The organism is Cellulomonas sp. Y8 (assembly GCF_008033115.1).
In the GTDB taxonomy this organism is placed as follows: Bacteria; Actinomycetota; Actinomycetes; order Actinomycetales; family Cellulomonadaceae; genus Cellulomonas.
In genome coordinates this window covers 109,005-127,275 of sequence record NZ_CP041203.1, presented here as the reverse complement: position 1 = coordinate 127,275, position 18,271 = coordinate 109,005, and the positions used below count along the sequence as shown (strand labels likewise).

17 protein-coding genes and 1 pseudogene are annotated in these 18,271 nt (G+C 74.4%); all 18 read left to right on the top strand.

Annotation, left to right across the window (positions count from 1 at the left end; genetic code table 11):
- Positions 1-33: 33 nt before the first annotated feature.
- Positions 34-1,092 carry a type IV pilus assembly protein PilM gene (gene pilM / locus FKM96_RS00610; RefSeq protein WP_147793625.1) on the top strand — a complete coding sequence of 353 codons (1,059 nt, stop codon included), beginning with the start codon at positions 34-36 and terminating at the stop codon, positions 1,090-1,092.
- Positions 1,089-1,775, top strand: coding sequence for a PilN domain-containing protein (locus FKM96_RS00605; protein WP_147793624.1), 687 nt, complete (start codon positions 1,089-1,091; stop codon positions 1,773-1,775). The genes pilM and FKM96_RS00605 overlap by 4 nt, the downstream gene beginning before the upstream one ends.
- Complete coding sequence (locus FKM96_RS20435; protein ID WP_168216827.1) at positions 1,775-2,434, top strand: hypothetical protein; 660 nt, start codon at positions 1,775-1,777, stop codon at positions 2,432-2,434. Before FKM96_RS00605 ends, FKM96_RS20435 begins: the two co-directional genes overlap by 1 nt.
- Before the next feature lie 278 nt (positions 2,435-2,712).
- A pseudogene (gene aroC, locus FKM96_RS00590) lies at positions 2,713-3,904 on the top strand (chorismate synthase).
- A gap of 21 nt (positions 3,905-3,925) precedes the next feature.
- The gene (locus FKM96_RS00585) at positions 3,926-4,483 is read left to right on the top strand and encodes a shikimate kinase (RefSeq protein ID WP_147793621.1); all 558 of its coding nucleotides are present in this window, start codon (positions 3,926-3,928) and stop codon (positions 4,481-4,483) included.
- Positions 4,480-5,601: a 3-dehydroquinate synthase gene (gene aroB / locus FKM96_RS00580; RefSeq protein WP_147793620.1), complete on the top strand. Its 1,122-nt coding sequence runs from the start codon at positions 4,480-4,482 to the stop codon at positions 5,599-5,601. The genes FKM96_RS00585 and aroB overlap by 4 nt, the downstream gene beginning before the upstream one ends.
- 83 nt (positions 5,602-5,684) lie before the next feature.
- Positions 5,685-6,380 carry a hypothetical protein gene (locus FKM96_RS00575; protein ID WP_210417332.1) on the top strand — a complete coding sequence of 232 codons (696 nt, stop codon included), beginning with the start codon at positions 5,685-5,687 and terminating at the stop codon, positions 6,378-6,380.
- The gene (locus FKM96_RS00570; RefSeq protein ID WP_246855113.1) at positions 6,377-6,901 is read left to right on the top strand and encodes a hypothetical protein; all 525 of its coding nucleotides are present in this window, start codon (positions 6,377-6,379) and stop codon (positions 6,899-6,901) included. The genes FKM96_RS00575 and FKM96_RS00570 overlap by 4 nt, the downstream gene beginning before the upstream one ends.
- The gene (locus FKM96_RS00565; protein ID WP_147793619.1) at positions 6,898-7,419 is read left to right on the top strand and encodes a hypothetical protein; all 522 of its coding nucleotides are present in this window, start codon (positions 6,898-6,900) and stop codon (positions 7,417-7,419) included. The genes FKM96_RS00570 and FKM96_RS00565 overlap by 4 nt, the downstream gene beginning before the upstream one ends.
- A gap of 437 nt (positions 7,420-7,856) precedes the next feature.
- Positions 7,857-8,666, top strand: coding sequence for a GGDEF domain-containing protein (locus FKM96_RS00560; protein WP_147793618.1), 810 nt, complete (start codon positions 7,857-7,859; stop codon positions 8,664-8,666).
- 179 nt (positions 8,667-8,845) lie between these two features.
- A complete protein-coding gene (gene efp / locus FKM96_RS00555; protein WP_147793617.1) occupies positions 8,846-9,409 on the top strand; it encodes an elongation factor P in 564 nt (187 codons plus the stop codon).
- Position 9,410: 1 nt separating this feature from the next.
- Positions 9,411-9,827, top strand: a complete 417-nt coding sequence (nusB, locus tag FKM96_RS00550) for a transcription antitermination factor NusB (protein WP_147793616.1) — start codon at positions 9,411-9,413, stop codon at positions 9,825-9,827.
- 312 nt (positions 9,828-10,139) lie between these two features.
- Positions 10,140-10,727, top strand: coding sequence for a bifunctional pyr operon transcriptional regulator/uracil phosphoribosyltransferase PyrR (gene pyrR / locus FKM96_RS00545; protein ID WP_147793615.1), 588 nt, complete (start codon positions 10,140-10,142; stop codon positions 10,725-10,727).
- Positions 10,724-11,785, top strand: a complete 1,062-nt coding sequence (locus tag FKM96_RS00540) for an aspartate carbamoyltransferase catalytic subunit (RefSeq protein ID WP_147793614.1) — start codon at positions 10,724-10,726, stop codon at positions 11,783-11,785. Before pyrR ends, FKM96_RS00540 begins: the two co-directional genes overlap by 4 nt.
- Entirely contained in the window at positions 11,782-13,134 is a 1,353-nt protein-coding gene (locus FKM96_RS00535) for a dihydroorotase (protein ID WP_147793613.1), read from the top strand. Before FKM96_RS00540 ends, FKM96_RS00535 begins: the two co-directional genes overlap by 4 nt.
- On the top strand, positions 13,134-13,676 hold the full coding sequence (locus FKM96_RS00530; protein WP_147793612.1) for a hypothetical protein: 543 nt from the start codon (positions 13,134-13,136) through the stop codon (positions 13,674-13,676). Before FKM96_RS00535 ends, FKM96_RS00530 begins: the two co-directional genes overlap by 1 nt.
- The gene (gene carA / locus FKM96_RS00525; RefSeq protein ID WP_147793611.1) at positions 13,673-14,899 is read left to right on the top strand and encodes a glutamine-hydrolyzing carbamoyl-phosphate synthase small subunit; all 1,227 of its coding nucleotides are present in this window, start codon (positions 13,673-13,675) and stop codon (positions 14,897-14,899) included. Before FKM96_RS00530 ends, carA begins: the two co-directional genes overlap by 4 nt.
- Entirely contained in the window at positions 14,899-18,255 is a 3,357-nt protein-coding gene (gene carB, locus FKM96_RS00520) for a carbamoyl-phosphate synthase large subunit (protein ID WP_147793610.1), read from the top strand. The genes carA and carB overlap by 1 nt, the downstream gene beginning before the upstream one ends.
- The last annotated feature ends 16 nt before the right edge of the window (positions 18,256-18,271 follow it).

Sequence of the window (18,271 nt, the reverse complement as noted above, 5' to 3'; positions counted from 1 at the left end):
CCACGAGTCATCCCCCCGTCGGAAGGACCTGAGGTGGGTTCTGCACGCGTGATCGGCCTGGACATCGGCAGCACTGCCGTCCGCGCCGCCGAGCTCGAGTTCGGGAGCGGAGGGCCTGGTGGGAAGAACCCGCCCACGCTCCTGCGCTACGGCCAGGTCGCCCTGCCGGTCGGCACGGTGCGCGACGGCGAGGTGACGGACCAGACGGTCGTGGCCGACGCGCTGAAGCGGCTCTGGCACCAGTCCAAGTTCAGCAGCAAGGACGTCGTCATCGGGGTCGGCAACCAGCGCGTGGTCGTGCGCGAGATGGAGCTGCCCTGGATGCCTCTCGCACAGCTGCGGGCCTCGCTGCCGTACCAGGTCCAGGAGATCCTGCCGGTGTCGGTGGACGACACGCTCCTGGACTTCCTCCCGACGGAGGAGGTCGAGGGCCCGCAGGGCCGGGTCGTCCGCGGGCAGCTCATCGCCGCCCCCCGGGACACGGTGACGGCGAACCTGCTGGCCGTGGAGGCCGCCGGGCTCCGTCCGACGATGGTGGACCACAACGCCTTCGCCCTGGTCCGGGCCCTGGCCCGCGGCGAGCTCGCGGGTCGCATCGCGGCCTACGTCGAGATCGGCGCACGGATCACCACCGTGGTCGTCGCGCAGGGCACGACCCCCCGCCTGGTGCGCGTCCTGCCGATGGGCGGCCAGAACATCACGGATGCGGTCGCGTCGGCGCTGGGCGTGGCTCAGCCCGAGGCGGAGCAGACCAAGCGGGCGACCGGACTGGGCTACCCCGGGGCGGACCCGGCGGTGCAGAGCGCGGTGGGTGACGTGACGCGCGCGCTGGTCGAGGCGATCCGCAACACCTTCGTCTACTACGCCGGCACGCACCCGGGGCAGGGCATCGAGGTCGTCGTCCTCACCGGCGGCGGTGCCCACCTGGACGGGCTCGGGCAGTACCTGTCGAGCGCGAGCCGGCTCCCCGCGGTCCTCGGGGACGCGCTGTCGGGCGTCCGCGTCGGCAAGTCGGTCGCCGCGGGCTCGCTCGACGGCATGGGATCGCTGGTCGCGCTGTCGACCGGCCTGGCCTACGGGGTGGCGGCATGACGGCACTGGCGGAGCGGCAGCAGCAGCGCGGCGGCAAGCAGCCGGGGGAGGCCACCGTGATCAGCCGGGGTCTGCCGCAGGTCAACCTGCTGCCGGACAGCGTCCGCGCCGTGCAGCGGCTGCGCGAGGTCCGGGGGTGGTTCGGGCTGGCGGTGCTCCTCGCGATCGTGCTGGTGGGTGTCGCCTGGTTCGTGGGCACGTTGATCGTGGGCGGCGCCCAGGACGACCTGACCGCCGAGCAGGCGCGCACCGACTCGCTCCTGACGGAGAAGAAGACGTACGCCGAGGTGACCCCGGTGCTCGACGACATCACGCGGATGGGCAAGGCGACCGTGATCGCCTCGTCCGGGGAGATCCTCTGGTCGGACTACCTCGGCGCCGTCTCCGCGGTGCTGCCGCCCGACATGTCGCTGCAGACCCTGGTCACCGCGGCGGATCCGGCGACCACCGGCGTGCCCGACCCGCTCGTGACGCCCGGCGTCGTGCAGCTGACCTTCACCGGCACGTCGGCGACGCCCGTCGACATCGCCGCGCTGCTCGACGCGTTCGACGGCGTCCGCGGCTTCGACGACCCGCGGGTGTCCGTCGTGAAGCGCAACGACGCCTCCGCCTACGACGTCACCGGCACCGTCCAGGTGACCACGTCCGCGTTCTCGCTCCGACTCATGGGGGAGCTGCCCTGATGAACTCCTTCAAGAACTGGGTGATCGGCACCTCGCTGCTGTGCGCGGTGGTGCTGGGCCTCGGCGCGTTCCTGCTGGTGAAGCCGCAGCTGGACGAGGCGGGCGAGCTCGACGCGCAGACCGAGGCGCTCGTCGCCTCGAACGACGACCTGGCGGGTGAGGTCGCAGACCTCAAGGAGCAGTTCTCGCACATCGACGAGTACCGCACCGCGCTGGCGAGCGCGCAGACCCGCGTGCCGCAGCGCGCGGACATCAGCGCGATGCTCCGGGAGATCGACGCCATCGCGACCGCGTCGGGCGTCACGCTGGTCTCCTCGTCGCCCGGTGCGGCGCAGGAGTGGATCGCCCCGGAGCCCGAGACCCCGGCCGCCGACGACGCTGCCGCCGACGGCGAGTCGGAGGGCGACGCCCCGTCGCCCGACGAGGCGACCGCCGAGGAGCAGGCGGCCGCAGACGAGAGGTGGCGGCGGCCGCGGAGGCGAGCGGTGACCCGCTCGCCGACGCGCTCGCGAGCGCGTTCGTCCAGGACGTCATGGACCTGGACGGGTTCTACTCGCTGCCGATCTCGGTCGACGTGGTGGGCCCGTACGAGAACGTGCGGACGTTCATCGACCAGCTGCAGCGCGGCACGCAGCGCTACTTCTTCGCCGGCGACCTGACGCTGACCCGGCTGGAGCCGGCGGATGCCGTCGACGGACGTCCGGCTGTCGTCGAGGGAGACGTGGAGGTCGCCGTCGCGGTCTCGGCGTTCGTGCTCTCGTCCGCGAGCGGGGCCGCCCACCGCCGTCCCCGAGGACCCGACCGCGCCGCTCCCGTCCGGCGACCGGAACCCGTTCACGGGCTCCGGCGCCTCCAGCTGAACGCACCACCCCGCGCCCCGGCCCACGACGTGGACCGGGGCGCGGTCGTGTCCCGGCGACGTGGGAAGATCCCGTCCATGCTCCGTTGGTTGACGTCCGGTGAGTCGCACGGCCCCGCCCTGGTGGGCGTCCTCGAGGGCCTGCCCGCGGGTGTGCAGGTCGAGTCGGCCCACATCCGCGACGCCCTGGCGCGGCGCCGGCTCGGCTACGGCCGCGGCGCGCGCATGAAGTTCGAGCAGGACGAGGTGCGGATCCTCGGCGGCGTGCGCCTGGGCGAGTCGCAGGGTGGTCCGGTCGCGATCGAGATCGGCAACACCGAGTGGCCCAAGTGGGTCGACGTGATGTCGTCCGACCCGGTCGACGACCCCGAGAAGCTGAACCGCGCGCGCAACGCCCCGCTGACCCGACCGCGGCCGGGCCACGCCGACCTCGTCGGCATGCGGAAGTACGCGTTCGACGACGCCCGTCCGGTGCTGGAGCGCGCCTCGGCGCGCGAGACCGCCGCCCGCGTGGCGCTCGGTACCGTCGCGGCGCGGTTCCTCGAGCAGGCCGCCGGCATCCGGCTGGTGTCGCACGTGGTCGGCATCGGCCCGGTCGCGACCCCGGACGGCGCGGCGCTGCCGACCCCCGACGACGTCGCGGCGCTGGACGCCGACCCGGTGCGCTGCTTCGACGCGCCGACCTCGGCGGCGATGGTCGCGGAGATCGACGAGTGCCACAAGGACGGCGACACGCTCGGCGGCGTCGTGGAGGTGCTGGTCTACGGCCTGCCGTCCGGGCTCGGCTCGTACGTGCACGCGGACCGGCGGCTCGACGCCCGCCTCGCGGGCGCGCTGATGGGCATCCAGGCGATCAAGGGCGTCGAGGTCGGCGACGGCTTCCGCACCGCGACCCGGCGCGGCTCGCAGGCGCACGACGAGATGGAGCGGGACGCCGACGGCGTCATCCGCCGGCGCAGCAACCGCGCGGGTGGCCTCGAGGGCGGCATGACGAACGGCGAGATCCTGCGCGTGCGCGCCGCGATGAAGCCGATCTCCACGGTGCCGCGCGCGCTCGACACGGTCGACACGTCGAGCGCCGAGCCCGCGAAGGCGCAGCACCAGCGCTCCGACGTGTGCCGCGGTGCCGCCGGCGGCGGTCGTGGCGGAGGCGATGGTGGCGCTCGTCGTCGCCGACGCGCTGCTGGAGAAGACCGGCGGCGACTCGGTGGGCGAGGTGCGCCGGAACCTCGACGCGTACGTCACGTCCGTCCCCGACCTGCTGCGATGACCCGCCCGCCCGCGGGTCGTCCTGGTCGGCCCGCCCGGGTCGGGCAAGTCGACGGTCGCGCACGCGCTGGCCGGCCGCTGGCAGCTCGCGGAGCGGGACACCGACAGCGACGTCGAGGCGGTGGCCGGCAAGCCGGTGACGGACATCTTCGTCGAGGACGGCGAGCCCCGGTTCCGCGAGCTCGAGCACGAGGCGGTCCGCGTCGCGCTCGACGAGCACGACGGCGTGCTGGCGCTCGGCGGCGGCGCTGTGCTGCACCCGGCGACCCAGGAGGCGCTGGCGGCGTACCGGGAGGCCGGCGGCGTCGTGGTGTTCCTCGACGTCAGCCTGCGGCACGCCGCGCCGCGTGTCGGGTTCAACCAGTCGCGCCCGCTGCTGCTCGGCAACCCCCGGGCGAAGTGGCAGGCGCTGATGGCGGAGCGGCGGCCGGTGTACCAGGCGGTCGCGACGGTGGTCGTCTCGACGGACGGCATCACGCCGGCGGCCGTGGCGGAGCGGATCGAGGCGGCGTTGGCCGACCTGCGGGCGGGCGAGCCCGGGGACGACGGCACGACGGGCGAGGACGGGAGCGGGGCATGAGCACGCGCACGGTGCAGGTCACGGGCGACCAGCCGTACGAGGTGGTGATCGGGCGCAACCTGCTGGGCGAGCTGCCCCGGCTGCTGGGCGACGGCGTCCGCAAGGTGCTGGTCATCCACCCGACCGCGCTGGCGGCGACCGCCGACGCGGTGCGCGAGGACCTGACGGCGCAGGGCTACGAGGCGCTGCTCGCCGAGGTGCCGGACGCCGAGCCGGCCAAGTCGGCGCAGGTGGCGTCGTTCTGCTGGCAGGTGCTGGGGCAGGCGGACTTCACGCGCAGCGACGCGGTGATCGGCCTCGGCGGCGGTGCGACCACCGATCTGGCGGGCTTCGTCGCGTCGACCTGGCTCCGCGGCGTCAAGGTCGTGCACGTCCCGACGACGCTGCTGGCGATGGTCGACGCGGCCGTCGGCGGCAAGACCGGGATCAACACGGTCGAGGGCAAGAACCTGGTCGGCACGTTCTACCCGCCGGCCGGCGTGCTGTGCGACCTCGCGGCGCTGGCGAGCATGCCGAAGCACGACTACGTGGCCGGGCTGGGCGAGGTCGTGAAGTGCGGCTTCATCGCCGACCCGCGGATCCTCGAGCTGGTCGAGGCGCACGGCGCGGAGATCACCGACCCCGCACGCGCCGCGTCGTCGGACGTGCTCGCGGAGCTGGTCGAGCGGTCGGTCGCCGTGAAGGCCCGCGTCGTGGGGGAGGACCTCAAGGAGGCCGGCCTGCGCGAGATCCTCAACTACGGCCACACGCTGGGCCACGCGATCGAGCACGTCGAGCGGTACTCCTGGCGGCACGGCGCGGCCGTGTCGGTCGGCATGGTGTACGCCGCCGAGCTGGCGCGGCTCGCCGGTCGGCTGGACGAGGCGGTCGTCGCCCGGCACCGGTCGATCCTCACGGGCCTCGGGCTGCCGACCGCGTACCGCGGGGACCGGTGGGACCAGCTGCACGCCGCCATGCGCCGGGACAAGAAGACCCGGGGCGACCTGCTGCGGTTCGTGGTGCTCGACGACGTGGCGCGGCCGTCCCGGCTCGAGGGGCCTGACCCGTCGCTGCTCGTGGCCGCGTACGCGGAGATCTCCGAGGGCGTGGCCCCGGTGCGGGGCATCTCGCTGGGCTGACCCGATACAACCCCGCAGGGTTGTTGGTGCCAGTACAACCCCCAGAGGTTGTAACGAGCCGTACCAGGTCCTAGCCTGGACCCATGTGGACCCTGACCGTGGACCAGGAGGGCAGTCGACGGGTCGGTGACCGCGTCGAGGCGCTGCTCGCCGGGCTGACCACTGCCTCGCCGCTCGTCGACGCGGCGCCCGGGGCGGTCGTGCTGCCGTTCGAGCGCACGGTCGGCGACGAGGTCCAGGCGGTCCTCGCCGACGCCGACCTCGTCGTCGCGCTGGCCCTGCACCTGGTGCGCACCGGGGGGTGGAGCGTCGGCATCGGCGCGGGCGTCGTGGACACCCCGCTCCCGGCGTCGTCCCGCGCCGGGTCCGGCACCGCGTTCATCCACGCGCGCGAAGCCGTCGAGGCGGCGAAGTCGCGGCTGCGCGCCGTGCCGCTGGCCGTGCGCGGCCCGGACCCGGAGCTGGCGGCCGAGGCGGAGGGCGTGCTGACGCTCCTGGGCTCCGTCGTCGCGCGGCGCACCGCCGCGGGGTGGTCGGTCGTCGACCTCGTCGCGCGTCCGGCAGGAGAGCCGCCGGCTCGGCAGGAGGACGTCGCCGCCGCGCTCGGGATCAGCCAGCAGGCGGTGAGCGCCCGGCTGCGGGCCGCGCTGTGGGCCGAGGAGGTCGCTGCCCGGCCCGCGGCGGCGCGCCTGCTGCGGCTCGCGGGCGGGTCCGGCCACGATGGGTCGGCCGACGGGGAGCACGACCCCGCCGCCGACGAGCCGGAGGAGCGCGCGTGACGACGCTGTGGGGGACCGCGCTGGTCGTGGGCGCGCTGGCGGTCAGCGTCGGCCTCGGCTGGGTCGCCGCGGCGGGCGTGCTGCGGCTGGCGGACCGGGGCGGGCGGCGCTCGCCCGGGGCCGCGCGCCCGACGGTCGCGGCGGGCGGGTCGGGTCCCGCGGCGGGTCCCGCCAACGACCACCCGCGCGACTACCGCAAGGGCCGGGTCAACCCCGGCGCGGACGGCGACGCGAACGCCCGCGCGCTCGGCGACGGTCCCGACAGCGACCGCGCCCGCGCGAAGCTGCGCGGCGGCACCTGGATCGGCGTGCTGGAGCGCCTGGCGATCACGGGCACGCTGCTGGCGGGCGAGCCCGGCGGGGTCGCGGTCGTCGTCGCGGTCAAGGGCCTCGGCCGGTACCCGGAGCTGCGCGCGGGCGACGACCCGGCGGTGTCGGAGCGGTTCGTGATCGGCACGCTGGCGTCGCTGGTGTGGGCGGCGGGCATCGGGGTGCTCGGACGCTGGTTGCTCACGAGGTGAGCCGACCCCGTGGTTCCGCACGGCTGATCGGGCGGATCTGGGTGGTCGCCCTCGCCACGTGCGGGTTCCTGCTGCGGCAGCGGACCGCGGGGATCCCGCGGCTCGAGTCGGTGCGGTCCCAGGTGGACGGCGCGTTCGCGAACCATCCGAACGTCGAGCTGCGCCAGGCCCTGCTCGCTCTCCTGGGGCTGGCTGCCGCGCTCTTCAGCGTCGTGCTGCTCGGGATCGGGGTGGTCGCCGGTCTGCTGACGGGGCAGGAGACCTGGTTCACCCTCGGGGAACGGGCATCGGGTGCGTCGCTCGGCGCGGCGCTCGTCGCCGGAGTTCGCTACCTCGTGACGGACCGCGACCGCGCGCGGTGGATCGCGGCGCGCCGCCCCGAGGGCTGGCGGGCGAGCTGGTGGTCGATCCCCGGCAACCGTGACCTGCTCTACTGGCTCGTGGTCGGTGGCTTCCTGGCGTACGCCATGCCGGAGAACGAGATCTGCCGGGGGTCCTCGTGCGCCCTGATCCCGTGACCGGGTGCAGCCGGGGACGAGCGGCGACCGGCTTACGCACCTGCGGACCGGGCTCCGTCCGGGCTCACCGTCGCGCCGGTGCTGTCCTCGGTGCCACCTGCTCGCGCTGGTGACCTCGGGTACGTCGACCTCCCCGCCCGCGTGAGGCCCCCGGGCCGCGTGCCTGGGCGCGCCGCGCCGAGCCGTCGCCGGGCACGTGGCGCACGCCCGGGAGTCACCGCGCCCTGTGCGCCCGTCTTCACCCGATCCAGCGGTCCAGTCACGGGCAACGCCTCCCGATGGAGACGCATGCGCGGAGACCAGGTGGGCCCGGGGGAGGACCGCGACGTCTCCGCGCGCGACCACCTGGCGATCGGGCTCTTCGTCATGGCGGGTCGTGACCGCGCTGGGCGGCATCTGGCCCGCCGACCCGTTCGCCCGCGCAGTGGTGGCTCGTGGTGTCGGCCGTCGACGTGGTCCTGTGCGGGCTCCTGCTCGCGCTGCCGGTGCACCAGCGGAGCACGCAGGTCGTGGTGATCGTGGGTGTCGTCGTGTCCGCGGTCCTCGTGACCTCGTGCCACACCGCGCAGGGCGTCGTGGTGTTCGCACTCGGGTTCGTCGTCGCGGGGCAGTTCGCGGCGTATGCGCTCGAGCGCCGGCGCGCGGCGGTGGTCGCCGGGGTCGTGGTGGCCGCGATCGCCCTGTCCGCGACGTTCGCGCCCGCCTCGGTGCACCCGGTGATCGTGGTGGCGGCGAGCACGATGGCGCTGCTGTCGTCCTGGCTGATGGCGCAGCAGTCCGAGCGGCTGCGGCGCCAGGCCCGCACCGACCACCTCACCGGGGCGCTGAACCGCGGCTCGTTCTACGAGCGCGTGGCCGACCTGGTCCCGCGCGCCCTGCGGAGCGGCGCGCCGCTGAGCGTCGTGGCGTTCGACATCGACGACTTCAAGGTGGTGAACGCCCGGCACGGCCACCTCGGGGCCGACGACCTCATGGCGGCCCTGACCGCGGCGTGGCGCGCGGCGCTCCCGCCCCGGGCGGTCCTCGGGCGCGTCGGCGGCGACGAGTTCCTCGCGGTGCTCCCGGGCGTCGGCGAGGCCGGTGCCCGGCGGTGGGCGGCCACGGCGGCGGCCGGGCAGGCGCTCTCGTCCAGCGCGGGCGTCGCGACGCTCCGGCCCGAGGACGGCGTGCGCAGCCTCCTCGACCGCGCCGACGCCGACCTCTTCGCCGCGAAGGACGCGCGCCGGACGCTCGCCGGGAACCTCTGACGCCGGGTGCGCGGCCCGGCCGGGTGGTGGCCGCGGAGGACCCGGTGCGCCGCGCGCCGGAGCAGCGCGGTCGCCGGGCGGTCCCGCGCGCTAGGATGGTCGGCGGCCCAGCCCCGCCCGCGACCCGCGGGAGCGCGTGGCGGCCCGGCAGACGCACCCAGAACAGGAAGCAGCGACACGTGGCGACGACGAACGACCTGAAGAACGGCACCGTGCTGAGGATCGACGGCCAGCTCTGGACGGTCATCGAGTTCCAGCACGTGAAGCCCGGCAAGGGCGGCGCGTTCGTCCGCACCAAGCTGAAGAATGTCCTCTCGGGCAAGGTCGTCGACCGCACGTTCAACGCCGGCACCAAGGTCGAGACGGCGAACGTCGACAAGCGCGACATGCAGTACCTGTACAAGGACGGCGAGGACTTCGTGTTCATGGACACGGACACCTACGACCAGATCACCGTCCCGGCCGCCACCGTCGGCGACGCCGCGAACTTCATGCTCGAGAGCACCAGCGCGATGGTCGCGACGAACGACGGCGTGCCGCTGTACGTCGAGCTCCCGCCGTCGGTGACCCTCATGGTCACCTACACCGAGCCGGGCCTGCAGGGCGACCGCTCCTCGGCCGGCACCAAGCCCGCGACGCTGGAGACCGGCTACCAGATCCAGGTCCCGCTGTTCCTGGAGTCGGACACCAAGGTCAAGGTCGACACCCGCGACGGCAGCTACCTGGGTCGCGTGAACGACTGAGGTGGGAGCTCGCACCAAGGCCCGCAAGCGGGCCCTCGACGTCCTCTTCGAGGCGGAGCAGCGCCGGCTCGACCCGCTGACCGTGCTCGCGGACCGCATCGCGCAGCCCGGCACCGAGGCGGCCCTGCCGCAGTACTCGGTGGAGCTGGTCGAGGGCGTCCAGGCGCAGCGCGCCCGGATCGACGAGGTCATCGCGACGCACTCGCACGGCTGGACGATCGAGCGGATGCCCGCGGTCGACCGCGAGCTCCTGCGGATCGGCACGTGGGAGATCCTGTTCAACGACGACGTGCCCGACGCGGTCGCCGTGGACGAGGCGGTCGAGCTGGCCCGCAGCCTCTCGACCGACGAGTCCCCGGGCTTCGTCAACGGCCTGCTGGGCCGCCTGGTCGACCTGAAGCCGACCCTGCTGGCCTGACCCGCCCGCGCACGCACGGCCCCCGCCGCCTCTGGGCTGGACGGGGGCCGTCCTGCGTCTCCGCGCTGCGGCCGGTGCCGAGATGGCAACTCTCGGCTGTGCGTGGGCCACCCGACACAGCCGAGAGTTGCCATCTCGGCGGACGTGGCGCGGCGGCGGGTGGGCGCAGGGCTGTGCGCAGCGGGGGCGTGGTGCGGGTCACGCAGGCCGCGGCGTGGACGCGGCGGGCCGCAGCCGCGACCGCTGTGTAAGGTGCCGGGGAACGAGCATTCCTTTAACACCGTCCCGTGAGGCGGGGAAGGAGCGGCCCGGATGACCTCCGGTACCCCCGTGCCCGACGACGCAGCAGCCACCGGCAGCACCGTCGTCCTGGGCGAGCAGGACGTGGCCCGCGCGCTGACGCGCATCGCCCACGAGATCCTCGAGCGCAACAAGGGCGGCGACGACCTCGTCGTCCTCGGCATCCCGACCCGCGGCGTCCCGCTGGCCCACCGCCTCGCGGCGCGGCTCGCGGCCGTGGAGCCCGGCCTGGTGGCCGAGGACCTGGTCGGCAGCCTGGACGTCACGATGTACCGCGACGACCTGGCCCAGCACCCCACCCGCAGCATCGGGGCCACGACGGTCCCCGGGGGTGGCATCGACGGCAAGGTCGTCGTGCTGGTGGACGACGTGCTGTACTCCGGCCGCACGATCCGCGCGGCGCTGGACGCCCTGAACGACCTGGGCCGCCCGCGGGCGGTGCAGCTCGCCGCCCTGGTGGACCGCGGGCACCGCGAGCTGCCGATCCGGGCGGACTTCGTCGGCAAGAACCTCCCGACGTCGACGGCGGAGCGCGTGCGCGTGCTGCTCGCCGAGACGGACGGCCGCACCGAGGTCGTCATCGAGGGGGGCCCGCGATGAGGCACCTGCTGTCCACGGCCGACCTCGACCGCGCCGCCGCGATCCGCGTCCTCGACACGGCCGCGCAGATGGCCGCGACGCAGGGCCGGCAGATCAAGAAGCTGCCGACGCTGCGCGGCCGCACGGTGGTCAACCTGTTCTTCGAGGACTCGACCCGCACGCGCATCTCGTTCGAGACGGCCGCCAAGCGGTTGAGCGCGGACGTCATCAACTTCTCGGCCAAGGGGTCGAGCGTGTCCAAGGGCGAGTCGCTCAAGGACACCGCGCTGACCCTGCAGGCGATGGGCGCGGACGCGATCGTCATCCGGCACCAGGCGTCCGGCGCTCCGCACACGCTCGCGCACGCCGGCTGGACCGAGGCCGCGGTGGTCAACGCCGGCGACGGGATGCACCAGCACCCGACGCAGGCGCTGCTCGACGCGTTCACGATCCGCCGGCACCTGACGGGCAGCGCCACCAACCCCGACGGCGTCGGCAACGACCTCGCCGGCCTGCACGTGGCGGTCGTCGGCGACGTGCTGCACAGCCGGGTCGCCCGGTCGAACGTCGACCTGCTGCACACCCTCGGCGCCCGCGTCACCCTGGTGGCCCCGCCGACGCTGCTGCCCGTCGGCGTCGGCCCCTGGCCGGCCGAGGTGTCCTACCGGCTGGACGACGTCCTCGCCCAGGGCCCCGACGCGGTGATGATGCTGCGCGTGCAGCGCGAGCGGATGTCGACGGCGGGCGGCGGGTTCTTCCCGAGCCCGCTGGAGTACACCCGGCTCTACGGCCTGGACGCGCGCCGCCTCGCCACGCTGCCGGACCACAGCATCGTGCTGCACCCCGGGCCGATGAACCGCGGGCTGGAGATCTCCGCGGACGCGGCGGACTCCCCGCGGGCCGTGATCGTCGAGCAGGTCGCGAACGGCGTGGCCGTGCGCATGGCGGTGCTCTACCTGCTGCTCGCGGGCGACGGCGACACCGCCGGCGCGACCCCCGCGACCGGCGCCGTCCCCGCCCTGACCAGCACCCCCGCCGCCGCCGCCGCGCCCGCCACGACCGCCGGAGCCACCGCATGACCGCGCAGTACCTGCTCAAGGACGTCCGCATCCTCGGCGGCGAGCCCACCGACGTCCTGGTCGCCGGCGGCCTGGTCGCGGCGATCGGCCCGGAGGCCGGCGATGCGGCCGAGAACGCGCCCGACGACCTCGACGTCGTCGACGCGACCGGCATGGTGCTGCTGCCCGGCCTGGTCGACCTGCACACCCACCTGCGCGAGCCCGGCCGGGAGGACGCCGAGACGATCGCGTCCGGCACCCGCGCCGCGGCGGCCGGCGGGTTCACCGCGGTGCACGCGATGGCGAACACCACCCCGACGCAGGACACGGCCGGCGTCGTCGAGCAGGTGTGGCGGCTCGGCGCCCAGGCCGGCTGGACCGACGTGCACCCGGTGGGCGCGGTCAGCGTGGGCCTGGCGGGGGAGCACCTCGCCGAGCTCGGCGCGATGGCCGACTCCGCCGCCCGGGTCCGGGTGTTCAGCGACGACGGCAAGTGCGTGCACGACCCGGTGCTGATGCGCCGCGCGCTGGAGTACGTGAAGGCGTTCGACGGCGTGATCGCCCAGCACGCGCAGGAGCCCCGGCTGACCGAGGGCGCCCAGATGCACGAGGGCGTCGTGTCCGCCGAGATCGGCCTGGCCGGGTGGCCCGCCGTCGCGGAGGAGGCGATCATCGCCCGCGACGTGCTGCTGGCCGAGCACGTCGGCTCGCGGCTGCACGTGTGCCACCTGTCGACGGCCGGCTCGGTGGAGATCGTCCGCTGGGCGAAGTCGCGCGGCATCGACGTCACCGCCGAGGTCACCCCGCACCACCTGGTCCTCACGGACGAGGAGGCCCGCGGCTACGACCCGGTGTTCAAGGTGAACCCGCCGCTGCGCACGCAGGCCGACGTCGACGCGGTCCGCGAGGGCCTGGCGGACGGCACGATCGACATCGTCGCCACGGACCACGCCCCGCACACCCGCGAGGACAAGGACTGCGAGTGGGCGGCGGCCGCGTTCGGCATGACCGGGCTGGAGACCGCGCTGTCGGTCGTGCAGCAGACGATGGTCGACACCGGCCGGATGACCTGGGCGGACGTCGCCCGGGTGCTGTCGACCAACCCCGCGCGGATCGGCCGCGTCGAGGGCCACGGCCGCCCGATCGCGGTGGGGGAGCCGGCCAACCTCGTGCTGGTCGACCCGGAGCAGCGTCGCGTGGTCGAGCCCGAGCGGCAGGCCACCGCGTCCGCGAACTCGCCGCTGCGCGGCCGGGAGCTGCCGGGCCGGGTCGTCGCGACGTTCCTGCGCGGCCGGGCCACGGTGCTCGACGGCGTGCCGCAGGACGACCCGGCCGACCCGCGGTTCGCGGCGGGGCGGGTGACGCCCTGATGCCGCCCTGGCTGTCCGTGACGATCCTCGTCGTGCTCGGCGCCGCGCTGCTGCTCGGCATGGCGAAGGGCTGGCGCCGGCTGCGACGCGGCCCGGACGCCGTCCCCGCGCCGCCGGCCGTCCCCGCCGACGACGCGCTCGGCGAGGCCCGGACCGGGCCGCTCGACGCGACGTACGTGTCGACGACCCGCTCCGGCGACTGGCTCGACCGGGTCGGGTCGCACGGCCTCGGCGTCCGCTCGGCCGCCACGGTGGCGGTCCACGAGGCCGGCGTGGTGGTGCGACGACGAGGGGCGCCGGACGTGTTCGTCCCGCGCGCGGCGCTGCGCGCGGTGGGCACCTCCGGCGGCATGGCCGGCAAGGTCGTCGGCGGCGAGGGGCTGGTCGTGCTGACCTGGGTCCCCAGCCCGGTCGACGACCCCCGAGGCCTCGACACCGGCCTGCGCCTGCGGCACCGCCAGGAGGCGGACGAGCTGCGCGCGGCCACCCAGACACTCATCGGATCGACACCCGCCGCGGGCGGGTCCAAGGAGAGCTCATGACGGACGCACTGCTGGTCCTGGAGGACGGGCGGACGTTCGCCGGCGAGGCCTACGGGGCCACCGGCACCACCTGGGGCGAGATCGTCTTCAACACCGGCATGACCGGGTACCAGGAGACGCTGACCGACCCCAGCTACCACCGCCAGATCGTCGTGATGACCGCGCCGCACATCGGCAACACCGGCGTCAACGACGAGGACCCCGAGTCGGGCCGGATCTGGGTGTCCGGCTACGTCGTGCGGGACCCCGCGCGGCGCGCGTCGAACTGGCGCAGCGACCGCAGCCTGGACGAGGAGCTGGCGGCGCAGGGCGTCGTCGGCATCTCCGGCCTCGACACCCGGGCCCTGACCCGGCACCTGCGCGAGCGCGGCGTGATGCGCGCCGCGATCGTGTCCGGCGACGCGCTGCTCGACGGCGCCGGTCGCCGGCGCGCGGCCGAGGACCTGGTCGCCGAGGTGCAGGACCGTCCGCAGATGGCGGGCGCGGACCTGGCCGGCGAGGTCTCCACGGACGCCGCGTACGTCGTGAAGGCGCTCGGCCCGGACGGCGCCGAGCTCGCGGAGCCCGTCGCCCGCGTCGCCGCCGTCGACCTCGGCATCAAGTCGATGACCCCGAACCGGATGGCCGAGCGCGGCATCGAGGTGCACGTGCTGCCCGCGCAGTCGTCCATCGACGACGTGCTCGCCACCGCCCCGGACGGCGTGTTCTTCTCCAACGGCCCCGGCGACCCGTCCGCGGCGACCCACGAGGTCGAGCTGCTCCGCGAGGTGCTGGACCGGAAGATCCCGTTCTTCGGCATCTGCTACGGCAACCAGCTGCTCGGCCGCGCGCTCGGCTACGGCACGTACAAGCTCGGCTACGGGCACCGCGGCGTGAACCAGCCGGTGCTCGACCGCGCCACGGGCCGGGTCGAGATCACCGCGCACAACCACGGCTTCGCCGTCGACGCCCCGCTCGACGAGGTGTCCGTCGCCCCGCACGACGGCGGGCGGTACGGCCGCGTGACCGTCTCGCACGTCGACCTCAACGACGACGTCGTCGAGGGCCTGGCCGCCCTCGACCTGCCGGCCTTCTCGGTGCAGTACCACCCCGAGGCCGCCGCGGGTCCGCACGACGCCGCCTACCTGTTCGACCGGTTCCTGGACCTCATGCGCGAGCCCGAGAAGGGTGCCGCCGCCGCCGGCCAGGCCACCGACGTCACCTCCACCACGAAGGGCGCCTGATGCCTCGCCGCACCGACATCCACTCCGTCCTCGTCATCGGGTCCGGCCCGATCGTCATCGGCCAGGCCGCGGAGTTCGACTACTCCGGCACCCAGGCGTGCCGCGTGCTCAAGGAGGAGGGCCTGCGGGTCGTCCTCGTGAACTCCAACCCGGCGACGATCATGACCGACCCGGAGTTCGCCGACGCGACCTACGTCGAGCCGATCACCACCGAGGTGCTGACCGCGATCATCGCCAAGGAGCGCCCGGACGCGATCCTGCCGACGCTGGGCGGCCAGACCGCGCTCAACGCGGCGATCGCGCTGGACGAGGCCGGCGTGCTCGAGGAGTACGGCGTCGAGCTGATCGGCGCCAACATCCCCGCCATCCAGAAGGGCGAGGACCGCGAGCAGTTCAAGCAGGTCGTCGAGGTCTGCGGCGGCGAGTCTGCGCGGTCGGCGATCGTGCACACCATCGACGACGCGCTGGGCGCCGTCGAGGACCTGGGCTACCCGGTCGTCGTGCGGCCGTCGTTCACCATGGGCGGCCTGGGCTCCGGCATCGCCTACGACGAGGCCGACCTGCGCCGGATCGTCGGCCAGGGCCTGCACTACTCGCCGACCACCGAGGTGCTCCTGGAGGAGTCGATCCTCGGCTGGAAGGAGTACGAGCTCGAGCTCATGCGCGACAAGGCGGACAACGTCGTGGTCGTCTGCTCGATCGAGAACGTCGACCCGGTCGGCGTGCACACCGGCGACTCGGTCACCGTCGCGCCGGCGCTCACGCTGACCGACCGGGAGTACCAGCGGCTGCGCGACATCGGCATCGCGGTGATCCGCGAGGTCGGCGTCGACACCGGCGGCTGCAACATCCAGTTCGCGGTGAACCCGGACACCGGCCGGATCATCGTCATCGAGATGAACCCGCGCGTGTCGCGGTCGTCGGCGCTGGCGTCCAAGGCCACGGGCTTCCCGATCGCGAAGATCGCGGCCCGCCTGGCCGTCGGCTACACGCTGGACGAGATCCCGAACGACATCACCGGCTCCACCCCGGCGTCGTTCGAGCCCACGCTCGACTACGTCGTCGTCAAGGTGCCGCGGTTCGCGTTCGAGAAGTTCCCGGCCGCCGACCCGACGCTGACCACCACGATGAAGTCCGTCGGCGAGGCCATGGCCCTGGGCCGCAACTTCACCGAGGCGCTCGGCAAGGCCATGCGGTCCATCGACCGGAAGGGCACGACGTTCCACTGGGACGGCGAGGCGCTCACCGGCGAGGCGCTGGACGCGCTGGTCGCGACCATCTCCCGCCCGACCGAGCACCGCCTGGTCGACGTGCAGCAGGTGCTGCGCGCCGGCGTCTCCGTCGACGAGGTGTACGCCCGCACCGGCATCGACCCGTGGTTCCTCGACCAGCTGCAGCTGATCAACGAGGTCGCCGCGGAGACCGCCGCCGCGCCGGAGCTGACGGCCGCGGTGCTGCGCCGCGCCAAGCGGCACGGGCTGTCCGACGTCCAGGTCGCGCAGCTGCGCGGGATCGGCGAGGACGTGGCGCGCGAGGTGCGCCAGGCGCTCGGCGTCCGCCCGGTCTACAAGACGGTCGACACCTGCGCCGCCGAGTTCGCGGCCCGCACGCCGTACCACTACTCGTCCTACGACGAGGAGACCGAGGTCGCCCCGCGCGAGCGCCCGGCGGTGCTCATCCTCGGCTCGGGCCCGAACCGCATCGGCCAGGGCATCGAGTTCGACTACTCCTGCGTGCACGCGACGCTGGCGCTCAAGGGCGAGTACGAGACCGTCATGGTCAACTGCAACCCCGAGACCGTGTCCACGGACTACGACACCGCGGACCGGCTGTACTTCGAGCCGCTGACCTTCGAGGACGTCCTCGAGGTCTACGAGGCCGAGAAGGCCGCCGGCCCGGTCGCCGGGATCATCGTGCAGCTCGGCGGCCAGACCCCGCTGTCGCTCGCGCAGCGCCTGGAGGACGCCGGCCTGCCGATCCTGGGCACCCCGCCGGCCGCGATCGACGCCGCGGAGGACCGCGGCGCGTTCGGCGCCGTGCTCGCCGCGGCGGGCCTGCCCGCGCCGGCGTTCGGCACCGCCACCACGCTGCCGGTCGCGCGGGAGACCGCCGCCCGGATCGGCTACCCGGTGCTCGTGCGCCCGTCGTACGTCCTCGGCGGCCGCGGCATGGAGATCGTCTACTCCGACGAGCAGCTCACCGAGTACGTCGAGCGCGCGCTGGCCGAGGCGACCGCCCGCGGCGGCGCGCTGCCCCCGCTGCTGATCGACCGGTTCCTCGACGACGCGATCGAGATCGACGTCGACGCGCTGTACGACGGGACCGAGCTGTTCCTCGGCGGCGTCATGGAGCACATCGAGGAGGCCGGCATCCACTCCGGCGATTCGGCCTGCGTGCTGCCGCCGGTGTCGCTCTCGGAGTCGGAGCTGCAGCGGATCAGCGTGTCGACCGAGGCCATCGCGGCCGGCGTCGGCGTGCGCGGCCTGCTCAACATCCAGTTCGCGCTGGTGTCCGACGTGCTCTACGTCCTCGAGGCGAACCCGCGCGCGTCGCGCACCGTGCCGTTCGTGTCCAAGGCGACGGGCGTGCCGCTGGCCAAGGCGGCGGCCCTGGTGATGACCGGCCGGTCGATCGCCGACCTGCGCGCCTCCGGCGTGCTGCCGGTCGACGACGCGAGCGTCATCGACCTGGACGCGCCGATCGCCGTCAAGGAGGCCGTGCTGCCGTTCAAGCGGTTCCGCACCGGCGACGGCACCGTGGTCGACACCGTGCTCGGCCCCGAGATGCGGTCCACCGGCGAGGTCATGGGCTTCGACACCGACTTCCCGACGGCGTTCGCCAAGTCGCAGTCGGCGGCGTTCGGCGGCCTGCCGACCTCCGGCCGGGCGTTCATCTCGGTCGCCGACCGGGACAAGCGGTCGATCGTGTTCCCGGTGAAGCGGCTCCAGGAGCTCGGCTTCGAGATCCTCGCGACGGACGGCACCGCCGCGGTGCTCAAGCGCAACGGCATCGCCTCGACGGTCGTGCGGAAGTTCTCGTCCGGCCGCGGGCCCGCGGGGGAGCCCACGATCGTCGACCTCATCTCGGCCGGCGAGGTCGACATCGTCGTGAACACGCCGTCCGGGCAGGGCGCGCGGGCCGACGGCTACGAGATCCGCGCGGCCACCACCGCGGCGGACAAGGCGATCGTCACGACCGTGCAGCAGCTCGGCGCCGCGGTGCAGGGCATCGAGGCGGCGCTGGCCGGGCCGTTCGGCGTGGCGAGCCTGCAGGAGCACGACGCGGCGACGGCGGGTCGCCGGGCCGCGGTGGCCGCGGGCGCGGCGGTCGCCGGGGGCTCCGGGGTCGTGGCGTGAGGCCGTTCGGCGCCCG